General features: G+C 69.7%; 16 protein-coding genes. 5 read left to right on the forward strand and 11 right to left on the reverse strand.

Annotation, left to right across the window (positions count from 1 at the left end; genetic code table 11):
- The first annotated feature begins 3 nt into the window (after window positions 1–3).
- Window positions 4–429, forward strand: coding sequence for a TFIIB-type zinc ribbon-containing protein (locus tag ACIA8G_RS14060; RefSeq protein ID WP_396418828.1), 426 nt, complete (start codon window positions 4–6; stop codon window positions 427–429).
- Window positions 430–492: 63 nt separating this feature from the next.
- On the opposite strand, the gene ACIA8G_RS14065 is transcribed toward ACIA8G_RS14060, so the two are convergent.
- Window positions 493–1,566, reverse strand: coding sequence for an MBL fold metallo-hydrolase (locus ACIA8G_RS14065; protein WP_396418829.1), 1,074 nt, complete (start codon window positions 1,564–1,566; stop codon window positions 493–495).
- A 120-nt stretch (window positions 1,567–1,686) separates the two neighbouring features.
- The gene (locus tag ACIA8G_RS14070) at window positions 1,687–5,064 is read right to left on the reverse strand and encodes a pyruvate carboxylase (protein WP_396418830.1); all 3,378 of its coding nucleotides are present in this window, start codon (window positions 5,062–5,064) and stop codon (window positions 1,687–1,689) included.
- A 338-nt stretch (window positions 5,065–5,402) separates the two neighbouring features.
- Here ACIA8G_RS14070 and ACIA8G_RS14075 point away from each other — a divergent pair, with 338 nt between their 5' ends.
- Window positions 5,403–6,671 (forward strand): hypothetical protein, encoded by a 1,269-nt coding sequence (locus ACIA8G_RS14075; RefSeq protein WP_396418831.1) that lies wholly within the window; start codon window positions 5,403–5,405, stop codon window positions 6,669–6,671.
- A 3-nt stretch (window positions 6,672–6,674) separates the two neighbouring features.
- Here ACIA8G_RS14075 and ACIA8G_RS14080 read toward each other — a convergent pair whose 3' ends face one another.
- The 3 genes from ACIA8G_RS14080 to ACIA8G_RS14090 form a co-directional block, all read right to left on the reverse strand.
- Window positions 6,675–7,799: a hypothetical protein gene (locus tag ACIA8G_RS14080; protein ID WP_396418832.1), complete on the reverse strand. Its 1,125-nt coding sequence runs from the start codon at window positions 7,797–7,799 to the stop codon at window positions 6,675–6,677.
- Window positions 7,800–7,864: 65 nt separating this feature from the next.
- Window positions 7,865–10,021 carry an ATP-dependent DNA helicase RecG gene (gene recG / locus ACIA8G_RS14085; protein ID WP_396418833.1) on the reverse strand — a complete coding sequence of 719 codons (2,157 nt, stop codon included), beginning with the start codon at window positions 10,019–10,021 and terminating at the stop codon, window positions 7,865–7,867.
- A 14-nt stretch (window positions 10,022–10,035) separates the two neighbouring features.
- Window positions 10,036–11,646: a DAK2 domain-containing protein gene (locus tag ACIA8G_RS14090; RefSeq protein ID WP_396418834.1), complete on the reverse strand. Its 1,611-nt coding sequence runs from the start codon at window positions 11,644–11,646 to the stop codon at window positions 10,036–10,038.
- Between the two features lie 148 nt (window positions 11,647–11,794).
- Between ACIA8G_RS14090 and rpmB the strand changes: the two genes are divergently transcribed.
- Window positions 11,795–11,986: a 50S ribosomal protein L28 gene (rpmB, locus tag ACIA8G_RS14095; RefSeq protein ID WP_030467945.1), complete on the forward strand. Its 192-nt coding sequence runs from the start codon at window positions 11,795–11,797 to the stop codon at window positions 11,984–11,986.
- Window positions 11,987–12,008: 22 nt separating this feature from the next.
- On the opposite strand, the gene ACIA8G_RS14100 is transcribed toward rpmB, so the two are convergent.
- Genes ACIA8G_RS14100 through ACIA8G_RS14120 form a run of 5 tightly spaced genes read right to left on the reverse strand, consistent with a single transcriptional unit; the run spans window position 12,009 to window position 15,915 of the window.
- Entirely contained in the window at window positions 12,009–13,208 is a 1,200-nt protein-coding gene (locus ACIA8G_RS14100; protein ID WP_396418835.1) for an MFS transporter, read from the reverse strand.
- A 45-nt stretch (window positions 13,209–13,253) separates the two neighbouring features.
- Window positions 13,254–13,928 carry a uracil-DNA glycosylase gene (locus ACIA8G_RS14105; RefSeq protein ID WP_396418836.1) on the reverse strand — a complete coding sequence of 225 codons (675 nt, stop codon included), beginning with the start codon at window positions 13,926–13,928 and terminating at the stop codon, window positions 13,254–13,256.
- A 20-nt stretch (window positions 13,929–13,948) separates the two neighbouring features.
- Window positions 13,949–14,470, reverse strand: coding sequence for a gamma carbonic anhydrase family protein (locus tag ACIA8G_RS14110; protein ID WP_396418837.1), 522 nt, complete (start codon window positions 14,468–14,470; stop codon window positions 13,949–13,951).
- Window positions 14,471–14,480: 10 nt separating this feature from the next.
- Window positions 14,481–14,936: a GNAT family N-acetyltransferase gene (locus ACIA8G_RS14115; protein ID WP_396418838.1), complete on the reverse strand. Its 456-nt coding sequence runs from the start codon at window positions 14,934–14,936 to the stop codon at window positions 14,481–14,483.
- Window positions 14,937–14,946: 10 nt separating this feature from the next.
- Complete coding sequence (locus tag ACIA8G_RS14120; protein WP_396418839.1) at window positions 14,947–15,915, reverse strand: thiamine-phosphate kinase; 969 nt, start codon at window positions 15,913–15,915, stop codon at window positions 14,947–14,949.
- Between the two features lie 97 nt (window positions 15,916–16,012).
- Between ACIA8G_RS14120 and ACIA8G_RS14125 the strand changes: the two genes are divergently transcribed.
- On the forward strand, window positions 16,013–16,246 hold the full coding sequence (locus ACIA8G_RS14125) for an Lrp/AsnC ligand binding domain-containing protein (RefSeq protein WP_030467939.1): 234 nt from the start codon (window positions 16,013–16,015) through the stop codon (window positions 16,244–16,246).
- Window positions 16,247–16,265: 19 nt separating this feature from the next.
- Window positions 16,266–16,829, forward strand: coding sequence for a DUF3515 domain-containing protein (locus tag ACIA8G_RS14130; RefSeq protein ID WP_396418840.1), 564 nt, complete (start codon window positions 16,266–16,268; stop codon window positions 16,827–16,829).
- Between the two features lie 161 nt (window positions 16,830–16,990).
- Here the strand turns inward: ACIA8G_RS14130 and ACIA8G_RS14135 are convergent, their stop codons facing one another.
- A complete protein-coding gene (locus tag ACIA8G_RS14135; RefSeq protein ID WP_396418841.1) occupies window positions 16,991–18,043 on the reverse strand; it encodes a D-alanine--D-alanine ligase family protein in 1,053 nt (350 codons plus the stop codon).
- Window positions 18,044–18,051: the final 8 nt, after the last annotated feature.

Genomic DNA, 18,051 nt, shown 5'->3' on the forward strand with positions numbered 1-18,051 from the left:
GGCATGACTCGCCACCGCGACTCCGGCGACTGCTTGTGTGAGGTGGCCGCGCACCCGGTGCTCGTGGTGTGTCCGGCGTGCTCGGCGCAGGCGGTCGTGGCGTCTGGCCGTCTCACCTGCACGGCGTGCGCTCACGTACGGCCCTACAAGCGCACCTGGTGCTGGGATGACCAACGGTTCGTGCCCGATCTGTGGCTGCGCACGCCTTGCGCCGGGCACACGCTGTGGGCGCTGAACGGCGAGCATCTCGACCTGCTGGAGTCTTATGTGGGTGCGACGCTGCGCGAAGACCCTTCGGTGTCGTCGGTCCGGCGGATGACCATTCTCGCGAAGTTGCCGGTCTGGCTGAAGTCGGCGAAGCACCGCGATGAGGTGCTGCGCGGCATCCGCCGGCTTCGGGATTCCGGCCCAGGTGCGCCCCGCCGTTGACCGCCGGCACCTGACCGCTCGGAGGCGAGGAACGCCACCACCGCGGCCGTTCCTCAGAAGTTGTCAGGCGAGAGCTTGCCACCACCCGTCAACCTCGCCAGGCGCGTCCACATCGACCCGCTCCCCCGGCCGCGGCACCGCCAACGAGAGCCCACGGGCCTTCGCCTCGCGCCACACCCGGTCCACGGGTTCGGTCCACGGGTGCAGGGCCAGGTTGAACGTCGCCCAGTGCACCGGGATCAGCAGCCCGCCGTCGAGATCCTCGAACGCCTGCACGCCCTCCTCCGGCGTCATGTGGATGTCCGGCCAGGCATCCCCGTACGCGCCGACCTGCATCAGCGTCACGTCGAACGGGCCGTGCGCGGCCCCGATCGCCTTGTACCCCGGGAAGTACCCGGTGTCTCCGCTGTAGAACACCGAACGGGACCCGCGCGCAATCACCCAGGACGCCCACAGCGTGACGTTACGTTGGACCGAGCGGCCCGAGAAGTGTTGCGCCGCAGTGCAAGTGAGCGTGAAACCGTCCACGGAGAACGACTCGTCCCAGTCCAGCTCGGCGATCCGGTCGGAAGGCACGTCCCAGCGCCGCAGGTGCGCCGCCAGGCCCAGCGGCACTACGAACACCGCGGACGAACCCGCTACCAGCGCCTGCACGGTCTCCATGTCCAGGTGGTCGTAGTGGTCGTGCGAGATCACCACCGCGCTGAGAACCGGCAAATCCGACAACTCGTGCGGAACCGGGTGCAGGCGCTTGGGTCCTACGTGGGCTGACGGCGAGACGCGGTCGCTCCACACGGGATCCAGCAGCACCGCGGCGCCGTCGATCTCGATCAGCGCCGACGCGTGGCCGTACCAGGTGACGTGCAGCCCGGACGACACCGGCGAGGCCGGACCCACCAAGGGGACCGCCGCGGACGGCTTGCGGTCCTCGCCGCCGAAGATGAACTCGCGGACGGAGAACGAGTCGCGGTCGGGGACCGTGCTGACTTCCTTGTCGTTGTGGAACTTGCCGTTGCGGTAGCGCGGCGAGCGCGACATCTCCACCGGGTCCGGCTTGCCGCCCAGCTGTCTCGGCACGTCTCGCAACGCCCACGCCACACCCGCCAGGCCGAGCAGGCCGGCCAACGCCTTCTTCATGTGCGAAACCCTCTCCCTGACCTGTGCCCGGTGCAACGCACGGAATGGTCGTCGAGTTCCGCACCGCCCGCACGACGAAGGGCCCGGCCACGAGGCCGGGCCCTTCGAGGAACAACCGTGCTACTCCAGGACGATCAGGAGGTCGCCGCCCTCCACCTGCTGGGCGCCGCGCAACGCCAGGCGCTGGACGACACCCGCCTTGGGGGCGGTGATCGCGGCCTCCATCTTCATGGCCTCGATCGTCGCGACGGTCTGACCGGCGTCTACGCGGTCGCCCTCGGCCACCGCCGCCGTCACCACGCCCGCGAACGGTGCCGCCACGTGGTTCTGGTTCGTGCGGTCGGCCTTCTCCGCGGCCGGGATGTCGGCGGCCACCGAACGGTCGCGCACCTGGATCGGGCGCATCTGGCCGTTCAGGGTCGCCATGACCGTGCGGATGCCGCGCGCGTCGGCCTCGGAGATCGCCTCCAGGCCGATCAGCAGCCGCACACCCGGCTCCAGGTCGACGGAGTACTCCTCGCCGGGACGCAGGCCGTAGAAGAAGTCCTTGGACCGCAACACCGACGTGTCGCCGTACGCGTCGCGGTGCGTGCGGAACTCCTTCGTGGGCGCCGGGAACAGCAGCCTGTTCAGCGTCGCCCTGCGGTCGTCGACCAGACCCGCCTCGTCCTCCGGCGAGAGCGCCTCGACGGGCTTCGGGGCCGGGCGGCCGGCGAGCGCCTTGCTGCGGAACGGCTCCGGCCAGCCGCCGGGCGGGTCGCCCAGCTCGCCGTGCAGGAAGCCGATGACCGACGCCGGGATGTCGTACTTGCCGGGGTCGGCCTCGAAGTCACGCGGGGACACGCCCGCGCCCACGAGGTGCAGCGCGAGGTCGCCGACGACCTTGGACGACGGTGTCACCTTCACCAGGTGGCCGAGCATGCGGTCGGCGGCCGCGTACATCGACTCGATCTCCTCGAACTTCTCGCCGAGACCGAGTGCCACCGCCTGGGTGCGCAGGTTCGAGAGCTGACCACCGGGGATCTCGTGGTGGTACACGCGGCCGGTCGGGCCGGGGATGCCGGACTCGAACGGCGCGTAGATCTTGCGCACGGCCTCCCAGTACGGCTCGAGGTCGCACACGCTCTGCAGGTCGAGGCCCGTGGAGCGCTCGGTGTGGTCGGTCAGCGCCACGATCGACGACAGCGGCGGCTGCGAAGTCGTGCCGGCCATCGACGCGGTCGCGCCGTCGATCGCGTCCACGCCTGCCTGGATCGCGGCCAGGTACGTCGCCAGCTGACCACCAGCGGTGTCGTGCGTGTGGAGGTGGACCGGGACGTCGAACTCCTTGCGCAGCGCGGAGATCAGGCGCGCGGCCGCCGGTGCCCGCAGCAGGCCGGCCATGTCCTTCACGGCCAGCACGTGCGCGCCGGCGCCGACGATCTGCTCGGCGAGCTTGAGGTAGTAGTCCAGTGTGTACAGACGTTCGTCCGGGTTGGACAGATCGCTGGTGTAGCAGAGCGCGACCTCGGCCACCGCCGTCCCGGTCTCGCGCACCGCCTCGATCGCCGGGCGCATCTGCTCGACGTCGTTCAGCGCGTCGAAGATCCGGAAGATGTCGATGCCGGTGTTCGTCGCCTCCTGCACGAACGCCTTGGTGACCGCCTCGGGGTACGGCGTGTAGCCGACCGTGTTGCGGCCCCGCAGCAGCATCTGCAGCGCGATGTTCGGCACGGCCTCGCGCAGCGACGCGAGCCTCTCCCACGGGTCCTCGGCGAGGAACCGCAGCGCCACGTCGTACGTCGCGCCGCCCCAGCACTCCAGCGACAGCAGCTCAGGCGTGCTGCGCGCGACGTGCGGCGCCACGGCGAGCAGGTCTTTGGTGCGTACTCGGGTGGCGAGCAGCGACTGGTGCGCGTCGCGGAACGTCGTGTCCGTGACGCCGACCGCCTTGCTCTCCCGCAGCCAGCGCGCGAAGCCCTCCGGCCCGAGTTCGATGAGCTTCTGCCTGGAACCGGCGGGCGGTTCGGCGTTGAGGTCGACGATCGGCAGCTTCTCGCGCGGGTCCACCGCGGTCGGGCGGGTGCCGTGCGGGTGGTTGACCGTGACGTCCGCGAGGTAGGTCAGCAGGCGCGTGCCGCGGTCCGCCGAGTGGCGCGCCGTCAGCAGGTGCGGGCGCTTCTCGATGAACGACGTGGTGACGCGGCCCTCGTAGAAGTCAGGGTCGTCCAGCACGGCCTGGAGGAACGGGATGTTCGTGGACACACCGCGGATGCGGAACTCCGCGACCGCACGGCGCGCACGGGCGACGGCGAGGGGGAAGTTGCGGCCGCGGCAGGTGAGCTTCACGAGCATCGAGTCGAAGTGCGCGCCGATCGCCATGCCAGCGCCGGCCGTGCCGCCGTCGAGGCGGATGCCGGAACCACCGGGCGAGCGGTAGGCGCTGATCGTGCCGGTGTCCGGGCGGAAACCGTTGGCCGGGTCCTCCGTGGTGATGCGGCACTGCAGCGCCGCCCCGCGCAGCTGGACGGTGTCCTGCGACAGCCCCAGGTCCTCCAGCGTCTCGCCGGACGCGATGCGCATCTGCGACTGCACGAGGTCGACGTCGGTCACCTCTTCGGTGACCGTGTGCTCGACCTGGATGCGCGGGTTCATCTCGATGAAGACGTAGTGGCCCTGCGGGTCGAGCAGGAACTCGACGGTGCCGGCGTTGCGGTAGCCGATGTGGCGGGCGAACTTCACCGCGTCGGCGCAGATCCGGTCGCGCAGCTCGGGCGCGAGGTTCGGCGCGGGCGCGATCTCGATGACCTTCTGGTGGCGCCGCTGCACCGAGCAGTCGCGCTCGAAGAGGTGGATCACGTTGCCCTGGCCGTCGGCGAGGATCTGCACCTCGATGTGCCGCGGCTCGACCACGGCCTGCTCGAGGAACACGGTCGGGTCGCCGAACGCCGACTCCGCCTCGCGCGACGCCGCCTCGAGGGACTCGCGCAGCGCGGCGGGCTCGTCGACCTTGCGCATGCCCCGGCCACCACCACCGGCGACGGCCTTCACGAACACCGGGAATCGCATCTTCTTGGACGCTTCGAGGAGCTCCTCGATGTCCGACGACGGCGCGCTCGACTCCAGCACCGGCAGCCCGGCCTCGCGGGCGGCGGCGATGGCGCGCGCCTTGTTGCCTGTGAGTTCCAGCACCTCGGCGATGGGGCCGATGAAGGTGAGACCTGCCTCACGGCAGGCCAGCGCGAGCTCCGGGTTCTCGGACAGGAAGCCGTAACCGGGGTAGATCGCGTCGGCACCGGCCTTGCGGGCCGCCTTGATGATCTCTTCGACGGAGAGGTACGCACGGACGGGGTGGCCCGCCTCGCCGATCTCGTAGGACTCGTCCGCCTTCAGGCGGTGCAGCGAGTTCCGGTCCTCGTGAGGGAAAACGGCGACCGTTCCCGCGCCCAGTTCGTAGGCGGCACGGAACGCGCGAATCGCGATCTCGCCGCGGTTGGCGACAAGAACCTTGCGGAACATCCGTAGCCCTCCCGGTATTGCTCAGCGGTCAGTTCGGGCACGTTACCGTGCGACTCTTGCCTGTTGGGAGAACAGTCTCACGTGATGGGTGTCATCCTGATCGGTCTTGCTGAGCTGGATTCTCGCCTGATGGGAGCTAGGGGGATACCCACCACCCGGTCAGACTGCGGCCGGTAGTGGGTTTAACCAGATCGAGTGACGATCTTCGGAACTATCTCGGTAGGGTGAGCCATATGGCCGGGGCTGATGGAGCCGGGCAGCCTACTGCCCGCACACCGCATTTCGACGTTGTCCTTCGTGGTTACAACCAGCGACAGGTGAACGAACGAGTCACCCGCTTGGAGTTCGATCTCAAGAACTCGAACCGCTCCCGTGACGCCGCTGCCTCGCAGGTGGCAGAGCTCACCAAGTTGCTCAACTCGATGCGCGCCGATCTCGACAAGACCAAAATGCAGTTGTCGAACCTCGCGAACAGCCCCGTCAGCGCCTCAAATGTCACCGAGCGTGTGCGCGTGATGATGAGCCTGGCCGAAGAAGAGATCGCGGACATCCGCCAGGACGCCCTCGACAAGGCCGCCGCCACCCGCGGCGAGGCCGAGAAGTGGGCCGCCGAGCAGCGCGACACGCACCAGCGCCTGCTCGCCGAGACCGAGGCCCGCCGCAAGCAGCTCGAGGTCGGTTATCAGCAGCGCGGCGCCGAGCTGGAGAAGCAGTTCGCCGGCCGGAAGTCCGAGCTGGAGGCCGAGCACGAGGCGCTGCGCGCCAAGCTGGTCGCCGAGCACGAGGCCCTCGTCGCCGAGGTTCGTGCCGACAAGGAGCGCGTGACCGCCGAGTTCGACCAGAAGTCGGCCGACCTGGACGCGCGCCGCGTGGAGCTGGACCAGAAGTACAAGGCGTACCACGACGAGCTCGACAAGGAGTACGACGGCCTCAAGGCGACGCTGACCGCCGAGCACCAGAAGGTGCTGGCGGACGCGCGGGCCGAGGCCGAGCGGATCGCCGCGGAATCCGAGGTCACGCGGGTCGAGGCGCTGCAGAACCTCGACGGCGCGCTGAAGGCCAGGCAGGCCGAGGCCGAGAAGGTGCTCGCCGACCTGGAGACCGAGTCGCTCGCGAAGGCCGAGAAGACCACCACGGAGGCGTCGGCCAAGGCGGTCGCCCTGGTCAGCGCGGCCGAGGCGAAGGCGGGAACGACGCTGCGCGAGGCCGACGACAAGGCCGCGGCAACTGTCGCCTCGGCTGAGGAGAAGGCCGCGACCACCGTGCGCGAAGCCGACGAGAAGGCCGCTTCCACTGTCGCCGCGGCCGATGAGAAGGCCACGACGCTGGTCCGGGATGCCGAAGCCAAGACCTCGGCCCTCGTCCGCGAGGCCGAGGAGAAGTCGGCGGCGGCGGTGGCCGAGGCCGACCAGCGCGCTGCCGCGGCGGCGGAGCGGGAGTCCTCGCTGCGTGCCGCGCACGACAACCTCGCCACGCAGTTCCACGCGGCGCAAGCAGCGGTCGACGCGGCGATGTCGGTGCTCAAGCCGTTAGAAGGCGACACCCCTGGCGAGGCCGCGGGTGAGACGAAGACCGACCAGCTGCCGAAGCCGCGTCAGAACGACTGAGGCTCAGCTGGGGAACGGCGGCAGACTGCCCGTTCCCCAGCTCGTGACGCACGCCGACTCGTCCGCCGTGTAGTCGCTCGCGAACTGGATGATCGACCGCCCGTCGAGCGACGCGACCGCGGTGGGGTGGAAGTGCCGGCAGTGCTCGTCGCTCGCCTTGGGCACCTCGACCGGCGCCGGCGCCTCGTACCAGCCGCCCTTGCCACCGCTGTCCGAGACGAACATCGTCCTGCCGTTGCCCGGATCGATCTTGCCGTCCGGCCCCACGAGCACCTGGCCGATGAGGATCATGCGCCCCTGCGGCGTGCCGTTCGGCGCGAGCGTGATGGACGGCGTGTGCAGGAAGTACTTCCCGGACACCGCGACCTGCCTGGTGCCGTAGGCCGCCGGATCACCCCAGTCGACACCGTCCTTCGAGATGCGGCGGACGGCCTCGCAGAACGTCTTCGGCGGCCCGCACATCTCGTAGGACAGGTAGTACTCGCCGGTGGGCAGCTTCTTCACGTGCGGCATGCCGGGGCGGTACCAGCCGGGCTGGACCGCGACGATCTTCTCCTTGGCGGACCACCTGACCCCGTCCGTCGAGTGAGTGCGGCCGATGTACTGGCTGTGGCCCTTGAGCGACTCGTCGGAGAAGTAGCAGTTCAGCCGCCCGCGGGCGTCCACGGAGAGCTCCGGTTCCCAGAGGCCCGCCAGGTTGTCCGCCGTGGCGCACTCGGAGAGGTACTCCCACGTCTCGCCGGCGTCGAAGCTGCGCCAGATGCGGGCGCGCATGATCTCCGCACGCAGGCCGACGGTTCCTGACCACAGGACGGTGCCCGCGGGCATGTCGCCGACCTGCTGCGGGAGTTCGTAGAGGTGGCCGCAGCACTGCACGTGCGTCGCCAGGGCGTCGCTGAACGAGGCGATCTTCTTGAACTTCTTGCCCTGGCGGTTGGCGCGGAGGATGTCGACCGTCTGCCAGCGGTCCAAGGTCACCAGGACGTCACCGCGGTTGGGGCCGTGCTCCAGGCGGATGGCGTGGGGGTAGCGGGATTCCTCGCCGGTCAGGGCTTTGGTCTCGGCCAGGGCCGGCGTGGGGAGGACAGCGAGGGTCGCGGCTAGTGCGGAGATGATCAGGCGGCGCACGTCCGGGAACGTACGGGCGTGGGCGCGGTTCGGCGGCGCGGCAACGCGGACACCAACGGGTGAAGCTAGGTCTTCTCCAGGAAGTCCGCCTTCTCCTCAGTCATCAGCGTGGCCACCATCCCGGCCAGGCCGGGGTGCTTCTCCAGCTCCGGATCGGCGTCCACGACCTGCTGAGCGGCCACCCGAGCGTCGGCGATGATGTCCTCGTCTCGCAGCAACGACAGCATCTTCAACGCCGAGCGGCGGCCGGACTGGGCGGCACCCAGGATGTCGCCCTCACGGCGCAGCTCCAGGTCGAGCTGGGCGAGCTCGAAACCGTCCAGAGTGGACTCGACGGCACGCAGGCGCTCCATCGTGGCGGTCATCTCCGGCATCTCCGTGACCAGCAGGCAGAGACCCGGCGCGGAGCCTCGGCCCACGCGGCCGCGGAGTTGGTGGAGCTGGGAGACGCCGAAGCGGTCGGCGTCCATGATGGCCATGACGGTCGCGTTCGGGACGTTGACGCCGACCTCGATGACGGTGGTCGCCACCAGCACCTGGACCTGGTTGGCCGCGAAGGCGCGCATCACGGCGTCCTTCTCGTCGGGAGGCATGCGGCCGTGCAGGATCTCGACGCGCAGGCCCCGCAACGGGCCCTGGACCAGCATGTTCGCCACGTCGATCACGGACAGGGCCGGGCGCTTGTCCTCGTCGTCGGACTTCGCGGGCTCCTCGTCACCGATGCGCGGGCACACGAAGTACGCCTGGTGGCCCTTGGCGACCTCCTCGCGGACGCGGGCGAACGCGCGGTCCAGCCACGCGGGCTTCTCCCGCGCGGGCACGACCGAGGTCTTGATCGGGGAACGGCCACCGGGCAGCTCCCGCAGCGCGGACACCTCCAGGTCGCCGTAGACCGTCATGGCGACCGTGCGCGGGATCGGGGTCGCCGTCATCACCAGCACGTGCGGGTTCTCCGTCGCGCCGCGTGCGCTCAGCGCCGCGCGTTGCTCCACGCCGAAGCGGTGCTGTTCGTCCACGACGACCAGTCCGAGCGAGTGGAACTCCACCTTGTCCTGGATGATCGCGTGCGTGCCGACGACGATGCCCGCCTCGCCGGTCACGATGTCGAGCAACGCCTGACGGCGCTGGGCGGTGTTCATCGACCCGGTCAGCAGTGTCACGCGCGTCGCCTGTTCGGCGCCGCCCAGCTGGCCCGCCTGCGCGAGGTCGCCGAGCATCTCCTGCAGTGAGCGGGCGTGTTGTGCCGCAAGGACTTCCGTCGGGGCGAGCATGGCGGACTGACGGCCGGCGTCGACGACCTGCAACATGGCTCGCAACGCGACCATGGTTTTTCCTGAACCCACCTCTCCTTGCAGAAGGCGGTTCATCGGCACGGTGGACTCGAGATCGGACGAGACCTGCTCGCCCACCTCCACCTGCCCCTTGGTCAGCGTGAACGGCAACCGCAAGTCGAACGCGTCCAGAATCCCGCCGGACCGCCGCACACACGTGGGCGAGGGCCGAGCCCGGGAAGCCTTGCGGCGCTGCGCCAGAGCCAGCTGCACGGCCAGCGCCTCGTCCCACTTCAGCCGCTGCTGTGCGACGGTGATCTCCGCCCAGCTCTCCGGGCGGTGGATCGCCCGCAGCGCCTCCTCCAGGCCGATCAGGCCCTGCTCGGCGCGGAAGTCCTCTGGCAGCGGGTCGACGGGCACGCCGTCCCAGATTTCCAACAGCTGCTTCACGCAGTTCGCGATGTTCCAGGTGTTGATGTGCTGCGAGGCCGGGTAGACGGGCAGGAACGTCTGCAGGAACGACGAACCGTCCGACTCCTCGGTGAGGATCTCGAACGCCGGGTGCACCAGCTGCAGGTTCTGCCGGTAGCGGCCGACCTTGCCGGCGAACAGGGCCCGCGTGCCCGGCAGGAGCTCCTGCTCGGCCACGAACGCCACCTTGCCGAAGAACACCAGGTGCAGCTCGGACGTGCCGTCCGTGATCACGGCCTCGGTCATCTGGCCGCGGCGCGCCTTCATCTGGCGCTTCACGCACTTGCGGACCTCGGCCTGCACCGTCACGTGCTCGTCGATCTCGAGCGCCTTGATGTCGGTCAGCTTCCCGCGCTCGTCGTACCGGCGCGGGTAGTGGCGCAGCAGGTCACCGACCGTCGTGAGGCCGAGGCCGGTCTCCAGCGCGTCGGCGGACTTCTTGCCGAGCAACGGCTGCAGGTTGTCGTCGAAGGAGATCATCGCGTCCCATTCAACTACTCGACACCGACAAAAATCACGGCGTCCGGCTGACCGCCCGGATAGGCCGTCACCTCGACCTCCGGATGGGTGACCCGCAGGTGGTCCTCCAGCACGTCGACGAGGCCTTCCGGGCTGTCCGCGCCGAGGATCACCGTGACCAGCTCGCCGCCGCCGTTCAGCATGCGGTCCACCAGGCGGCAGGACAGGTCCATCAACGACTCCGGCGTCGCCGGACCCGGCTCGATCAGGACGACCTCGCCGTCCAGCATGCCCAGCAGATCGCCCGGCTGGCAGCGGCCCACCCACGTGATGGCCTCGTCGGCGGCGATCGAGAGCTCGCCCCGGCGGGTCGCGGCGGCTGCCTCGGCCATCGCGACAACGTCGTCACCGGCGCGCCTGGCCGTGTCGTGCACCGCCAGCGCGGCAAGCGCCTGGACGGGCGAGAACGTCGGCACCACCACTACGTCCTGCCCTGCGGCCTGTGCGTACGCCACGGCCTCATCGAGGGCCTCACGGATGTCCGGGTCACCGGGCAGCACGGCGACGTGACGCGCGCGCGTCGACACGATGGCCGACAACAGGTCCGGGGGCGTCGCCGAAGAAGTGGCCAGGTTGAACACCGTGGCGCCCTCCGCGCGGAACAGGTCCACGGCACCGCTCACCACCACGACGATCGCCCGGTCACGCACGAAGCGAGAGGCCTGCGCGGCGATCTGGTCGGCGAACCGCGCCACCGTGATGCGGTGCGGGCGGCCGCCGCGCACCCCCGCCTCGATGGCGGCGCCGATGTCGTTGCAGTGCACGTGCACGGTCCACAGGTCGCCACCATCGCCGACGACCGACACGCAGTCGCCGAGCAGGTTCAGCGTGGTGCGGAGCTCGGCCACGAGCTCTTCGGAGGTCCCGTCGAGCAGGTACATGACCTCGTACTCGAACTCCGACGAACCGCTTTCCCGCTCGGTGGTGAGCGACTCGGGCGTCCGGGGCAGCAGCGGCGCGTCGATCGGCGATTCCACGGTCTGGCCGGTGATCACCGCGGCGAGTGTGTCCAACAACACAACCAGGCCGCGCCCGCCGGCGTCGACCACACCGGCTTTGGCGAGCACCGCGAGCTGCCGGGGCGTATCGGCCAACGCGATGGCACTCGCGCGTGACGCCGCCAGCACGACCTCGTCCAGTTCGTCGGACGGGCAGTCACGAGCGGCCTCCGCGGCGGCGTGCAGCACCGACAGCACCGTGCCGGCAACTGGCTTGGACACCGCGGCGGTCGCGAGCTCGTCTGCCCGGTGCAGGCCCTTGCGCAGCGTCGCGCCGCTGACGACCGAGAGCTCCTGCACTGACTCCGCCAGCCCCCTGATCACCTGCGACAGGATCACGCCGGAGTTGCCGCGGGCCCCGGCGAGCGCGCCGCGGGCCAGCGCCGACAGCGCCTCGCCCACCGTCGACATGGGCGAACGCAGCAGCGCGTCCAGCGCCGACTGCATCGTGTGCAGCAGGTTCGTTCCTGTGTCACCATCCGGCACGGGGAAGACGTTGATCTGGTCGATCGACTCCCGATTGGCGTCCAACGACCGCACGCACGCATCAGCCCACGCGCGCACCGCGACCGCATCCATGACCTGCATGGCGGCGAGGGTATCCACCCGGTTTGGTCGCAGGTGAGGCCACCGGCTACCCTGACTGGGTTGCCGTGCCCGGTTGAGGCTTGTGCACGCTTGCGCGCCCACCGGGACGCGAGACTTACCGCTTGAGGAACCTGAAGGAGTGGCTGACGTGGCTGCCGTGTGCGACGTCTGTGGCAAGGGGCCGGGCTTCGGCCATTCGGTTTCGCACTCCCAGCGGAAGACGAACCGCCGCTGGAACCCGAACATCCAGTCTGTGCGCGCGAAGGTCTCGGCCTCGCAGCGCCAGCGGATCAACGTGTGCACGTCCTGCCTGAAGGCCGGCAAGGTCGTGCGCGGCTGATCACCGCCACAGTTCGTTTTAGCTAGTTCGAAATGAGCCCGGCTTCGGCCGGGCTCATTTCGCTTTTCAGGGCCCTGCGCACGAACACCAGGCACACCAGGCCGCTGATCAAACCCACGGCCCCGCCCAGCGCGAAGATCGCCCGCGGCCCCATGAACAGCAGCAACACGCCCGCGGCCGCCGTTCCGAGCAGGTTCGCCCCCATCACCGTCGACCCGACCGCGGCGAACACCCGTCCCCGCATCTCGTCGGGCGTGCGCAGGCGCACCAGCGCGTTCAGCGTGACGCTGTCGACGCCGTTGCCCACGCCGCCGACGAACCACGCCACCACGTTCACCGCGACGAACGGGAACGCGGCGGGCGCCAGCAGCGCGGTCCCGGTGAGGATGCCCGTGACCGCGAGGGCGATGGCCACCTGCGAGGGCGTCGTGAACCTCGCAGCCACGCGGTTGCCGACGATCAGCCCGACCATCCAGCACGCCTGAAGCGCGCCCATCAGGAACTCGTCGCCGTGCAGCACGAACTGCACGTACGCGGGATCGGCCACGTTGACGACCACGATCCCGCCGACGAAGAACGCCATGCCGGTGATCGCGGCCAGCAGCAGCGGATCGCGCCGGACGTGCTGAATCCCGACGAGGGCGCTCGGCCGGGCTTCGTGCTCACCGGTCGGCTTGCGGTCCGACCGCACCAACAGCATCAGCGCCGCGTAGATGAGGAACGTGACGCCGTCGAGGAGCAACGCCACCGGGTGCCCGAAGACGGCGGCCAGCAGCGCGCCACCCGTCACGCCGATCATGTTGCCGAGGCTGCGCGAGGTGCTGAGCCACGCATAGCCACGCGTTGCGGCTTCCTCACCGGCGATGTGCGGCAGCAGCGCGGACACCGCGGGCTGGGCGATCGCCCGGCCGCAGCCCGACACCGCCACCAGCGCGACCACGAGCACGGGCTGGCCCATGATCGGCGCGATGGCCGCGATCGCCGCACCCTGCACCAGCAGCGCGAGGACGAGCAGTCTGCGGTTGGGCAACCGGTCGACCAGCAACCCGGCCAGCGGCGCGGCCAGCACGAGCGGCAGCAGCTCGGCGACCAGGATGGCCGCCACCAGCAGCGGGGTGATCGGCGTCGCCCAGAAGAGCAGGACCAGCAACGACAACGCGCTGCCGGCCTCGGACACGCCGGCCCCGGACGTCAGCAGCGCAAGATCACGATTCCCCCGCATGTCTCGCGACGCTAGTCACGAAACATGCGGGGGCAATCGAATTTGCTACGGAAGTTTCCAGTCAACGGGCTCCGCGCCCTGCTTCTCCAGCATCTCGTTGGCGCGGCTGAACGGCTTAGACCCGAAGAACCCGGCATGCGCGGACAGCGGCGACGGGTGCGCGGATTCGATGCAGGGCAACGGTTCCAGCAGCGGGCGCAGGTTGCGCGCGTTGCGGCCCCACAGGATCGAGACCAGCGGTGCGTCACGCGCGGCGAGTGCCTTGATCGCCTGCTCGGTGACCGCTTCCCAGCCCTTGCCCTGATGGGCGTTCGCCTTGCCCGGCTGGACGGTGAGCGCCCTGTTGAGCAGCAGCACGCCGGCCTCGGACCACGGGGTCAGGTCGCCGTTGGACGGCAACGGGTGCCCGAGGTCCTCCGCGTACTCCTTGTAGATGTTCACCAGGGACTTCGGCAGCGGCCGCACGTCGGGGGCGACCGAGAACGACAGCCCGACCGCGTGGCCGGGCGTCGGATACGGGTCCTGCCCGACGATCAGCACCTTCACCTGGTGGAACGGCTGCTTGAAGGCACGCAGCACGTTCTCGCCGGCGGGCAGGTAGGTGCGCCCTGCGGCGACCTCCGTGCGCAGGAACTCACCCATGGCGGCGATCTGGTCAGCAACGGGGGCGAGAGCTTCAGCCCAGCCGGCTTCGACAACTTCGTTGAGGGGACGAGCCACGGGTGTGAACCCTATCTCACTCAGTCCAGACGACGGAGCTTCTCCCGGTACAGCGCGATGTTCTGCACGTACTTCTCGACGATGAACGCCCAGGCCTGTTCTGGCACAACGTATCCAGCGCGCTCTCGCGCAGGCACGCCGAGCACCATCGTGCGTTCCCGGACGTGTCCGTCGAACGACACCACCGCGCCGGCGCCGACGATCGCGCCCTGCTCGACGATGGAACCGTTGAGCACCACGGAACCCGAGGCGATCAGGCAGTGGTCGGCGACCGTAGCGCCCTCGATGTGCACGTTGTGGCCGATCACGCAGGACGAGCCGACGTGCACCGGGTGGACCTCGGTGCAGTGGATCACCGTGCCGTCCTGGACCGAGGTGCGCTCGCCGACGACGATCCGGCCGTAGTCACCGCGCAGCACGGCCTGGGGCCACACCGACGAATGCGCGCCGATGCGCACATCGCCGATCACCGTCGCATCCGGGTGCACGTACGCGTCCGGGTGGATCTGCGGCGAATAGTCCCCCAGCGCATAGATGGCCATGCGGTCGAACCTACAGCGGCTTGCCGTAGCAGCGGCTCTCCGGGTGGTCGCGGTACACGCCGAAGTTGTCGATGCGCTCGTACCCGGTGGCGAGGTACAGCCCGATCGCCTCGGGCTGGCGGAGGCCGGTCTCCAGGACCATGCGCTGATGACCGGCGTCGCGCGCGGTGTTCTCGAGGTTCGTCAGCACCAGCCGCGACAAGCCCTTGCCGCGCAGCGAGTCGGCCACGTACATCCGCTTGATCTCCGCGGCACCCTCGATCTCCTGGTGCACGCGCCAGCCACCGCACGCGACGGGCGCGCCGTCGAGGTAGCCGACCACGAAGTAGCCGAGCGGCGCCGCGAACTGCGCCGGGTCGACCGGGGTGACGTCCTTCTCCCCGTACCGCTCGACGAAGACCTGCTGGAGGTCCTCGATCAGCTTGACCGCGTCTGGATGGTCATACGTGCGCGCGTATAGTTCCACATCGGTCAGTTTACGCGCGCCAGTGCTCCCAGCCAGGGGGTTTTTCGTACGTCCTGCCGTCGACGGTGACGCCGTCGCCCGCGCGGACCGTGCCGATGGTCGTCCAGCCTGGCGGAACCGACTTCGGACCGGGGAAGGTCGCGGCGAGAGCGTGATCTTCGCCGCCGGTCAGCGCCCAGTGGCGCGCGTCGCCGCCGAGTGCCGACGCGACGTCGAGCAGGCGCGAGTGCAGCGGCAGCAGTTCGGTGCGGATGTCGATCGCCACGCCCGAGGAGTCGGCGATGTGGCCGAGGTCCTGCAGCAGGCCGTCCGAGACGTCGATCATCGACGTGGCGCCCGCCTCCGCCGCCCTGGGGCCTTCCTCGTAGGGCGGCTCCGGGGTGCGCTGGGCGTTCACAATGCCGACCGGGGAACGGAAACCGCGGCCGAGCACGGCCAGTCCCGCTGCGGCCCAGCCGAGCCGTCCTGTCACCGCGACGACATCGCCGACCAGTGCGCCAGAACGTGTGACCGGCTCAAGTCCGTTCATGTCGCCCATGGCCGTGATGGAGATCACCAACGTCGCGGAGCTGACCATGTCGCCACCGACGATGCCGGCGCCGGCCTTCGCCGCTTCCTGCCAGAGACCCGACATGATCCCCTCCACAATCGACGCGGGGGTGTCGGCCGGGCAGGCGAACCCGACCAGCAGAGCCGACGGCAACGCTCCCATCGCGACGACGTCCGCGAGATTCACGGCGGCCGCTTTTCGGCCCACCTGCTCGGGACTGGACCAGTCGAGTCTGAAGTGGACACCCTCGACCAGCAGGTCCACCGACGCGACGACACGCCCGTCCGGGACGGCGACCACGGCCGCGTCGTCACCCGGCCCGAGGATCGTCGTCTCGGGTTGCGCCCGACCGGTCGTCACCCGGTGGATGAGATTGAACTCACCCACTTCGGCGACCGTCTCCGCGTCGCGCGGCGGCTCCGGGCGCAAAGTTGCCTCCCAATCTGAGCATTCGGAACCCCAACTGGGGTACGTTGCGTGACACGTTCCTACCTCGACCCAACCTGTCGCGACGAAGGGGCACGCCGTGGTGCATGCATACATCCTCATCCAGACCGAGGTCGGCAAGGCCGCTGCAGTCGCCTCCGAGATCTCCGGGATCGCCGGGGTCGCCACCGCCGAAGACGTCACCGGGCCTTACGACGTCATCGTCCGCGCAGAGGCGGAGACCGTCGACCAGCTCGGCCAGCTCGTGGTCGCGCGCATCCAGAACGTCGAGGGAATCACCCGGACACTGACCTGCCCGGTGGTGCACCTCTAGCCCGTGTTGTCATAACCGGGTGACTCAGCAGGAATCCACGTCGGCGCTGTCCCGGCCGCTGCTCGCGGCGGTCGGGCTCGCTGTGCTGCTCGCCATCGGCGTCGCCGCCCTCGGTCTCGTGCTGGGCACGGGAAACCAGACCGAGGACGTGCCCGGCCGCACGGGCCCACTGGCGCTGGTCTCGATCGACGCCCCCGCGGCCGGCTCGCCCGAGTGCACGTCGCTCGTCGAGAAGCTCCCGGTCGGGCTGCCGTCCGGGAAGGACATGCTGCCGCGCAGGGAGATCGCCACACCGGCGCCGCCCGCGGCCGTCGCGTGGGGTGACGCCAAACACGATCCGGTGGTCCTGCGCTGCGGGTTGCCGCGGCCGGCCGAGCTCTCGCAGACCTCGCAGCTGCGGGTGATCTCGGACGTCCAGTGGCTGCAGCTCCCCGGTTCCGGCAGCTCCACCTGGGTGATCGTCGACCGCGGCGCGTACGTGGCGCTGACGGTGCCCGACGACGCGGGCACCGGGCCGTTGCAGGACATCTCGACGACGGTGCGCGACCTGCTGCCGAAGCAGCCGGTCAAGACCTCGCCCTAGTGCTGTGATCGTCAGCCTTTGCCCCGTATTTCGGTGGTCAGACGGGTGCATCGTGGTGCCGGCCCCGCGTCCTCGTACTCGTTGTACGGGGGCGCGGGGCCGGTGCCGCGAGGCGCCCTGCTGAGCGCCGGAAGACGCGGCGAAGGTTGGCGATCACAGCACTAACGCAGGCCTGAGCCGCGTGCGATCGCCGTGTCGATCAACGTTGTCAGCAGCGTCGCGAAGTCCACGCCGGTCGCCTCCCACGCCTTGGGGTACATGGAGATCGGCGTGAAACCGGGCATCGTGTTGAGCTCGTTGATGATGAGCTCGTTCTGCTCGGTGAGGAAGAAGTCCACCCTGGACAGCCCCTGGCAGTCGAGCGCCTTGAACGCCGTGACGGCCATCTCCCGCAGCTGCGCGGTGATGTCGTCGTCCAGCTTCGCCGGGATGTCGGCCTCGTAGGAGTCGTCGACGTACTTGGCGTTGAAGTCGTACCACTCGACGCCCTCGCCGACCGGCCGCAGCTCGGCGGGCAGCGACGCCTCGACGCGGCCGTCCGGGAACTCCAGCACCGCGAGCTCGATCTCGCGCACGTTCGGCACGGCGGCCTCGATGATGACCTTGGGATCGTGCTGGCGCGCCTCGAAGATGGCGGCGTCGAGCCCGGCCCAGTCGCTGATCTTGGAGATGCCGACGGACGACCCCGCGCGCGACGGCTTCACGAACACCGGCAGGCCGAGGTACTCGCGCTCGTCGAGGGTCAGCGTGGTGGCGGCGCGGTCGAGTGCGACGAACTTGCCGACCGGCAGGCCCTCTGCGTGGAGGATCTTCTTGGCGAACACCTTGTCCATGGCGGCGGCGCTGGCGAACACGCCGGGGCCGACGTACGGGAGGCCGCCGAGCTCCAGCAGGCCCTGGATGGTGCCGTCCTCACCCCACGCGCCGTGCAGCAGCGGGAACACGACGTCGACGTCCGCGAGCGCCTGGCCCGGTTCGATCGGGGTCAGGCCGGTCTTGTTGCGCAGCGTCGGGAGGTTGCCCGCACCGCGGTCCAGCGCCTTCGGGTCCGTGCCGAGTGCCCACTGTCCCTGCGGTGTGATGCCGATCGGCACCACCTCGAAGCGGTCCTGGTCCAGGTACGGCAGGACGCTCTTGGCGGACTGACAGGAGACTTCGTGCTCGGAGCTGCGGCCGCCGAACACCACGGCCACCCTCGTCTTGCGCTGCGTCATGGGGCCCG

It is taken from the genome of Lentzea sp. NPDC051213 (assembly GCF_044455585.1).
In the GTDB taxonomy this organism is placed as follows: Bacteria; Actinomycetota; Actinomycetes; order Mycobacteriales; family Pseudonocardiaceae; genus Lentzea.

Bases quoted from the DNA above. Each gene is read 5' to 3' on its own strand.
- ACIA8G_RS14060 (WP_396418828.1), top strand. From the start codon at position 4: ATGACTCGCCACCGCGACTCCGGCGACTGCTTGTGTGAGGTGGCCGCG.
- ACIA8G_RS14065 (WP_396418829.1), bottom strand. From the start codon at position 1,566: ATGAAGAAGGCGTTGGCCGGCCTGCTCGGCCTGGCGGGTGTGGCGTGG.
- ACIA8G_RS14070 (WP_396418830.1), bottom strand. From the start codon at position 5,064: ATGTTCCGCAAGGTTCTTGTCGCCAACCGCGGCGAGATCGCGATTCGC.
- recG (WP_396418833.1), bottom strand. From the start codon at position 10,021: ATGATCTCCTTCGACGACAACCTGCAGCCGTTGCTCGGCAAGAAGTCC.
- ACIA8G_RS14090 (WP_396418834.1), bottom strand. From the start codon at position 11,646: ATGCAGGTCATGGATGCGGTCGCGGTGCGCGCGTGGGCTGATGCGTGC.
- ACIA8G_RS14100 (WP_396418835.1), bottom strand. From the start codon at position 13,208: ATGCGGGGGAATCGTGATCTTGCGCTGCTGACGTCCGGGGCCGGCGTG.
- ACIA8G_RS14110 (WP_396418837.1), bottom strand. From the start codon at position 14,470: ATGGCCATCTATGCGCTGGGGGACTATTCGCCGCAGATCCACCCGGAC.
- ACIA8G_RS14135 (WP_396418841.1), bottom strand. From the start codon at position 18,043: ATGACGCAGCGCAAGACGAGGGTGGCCGTGGTGTTCGGCGGCCGCAGC.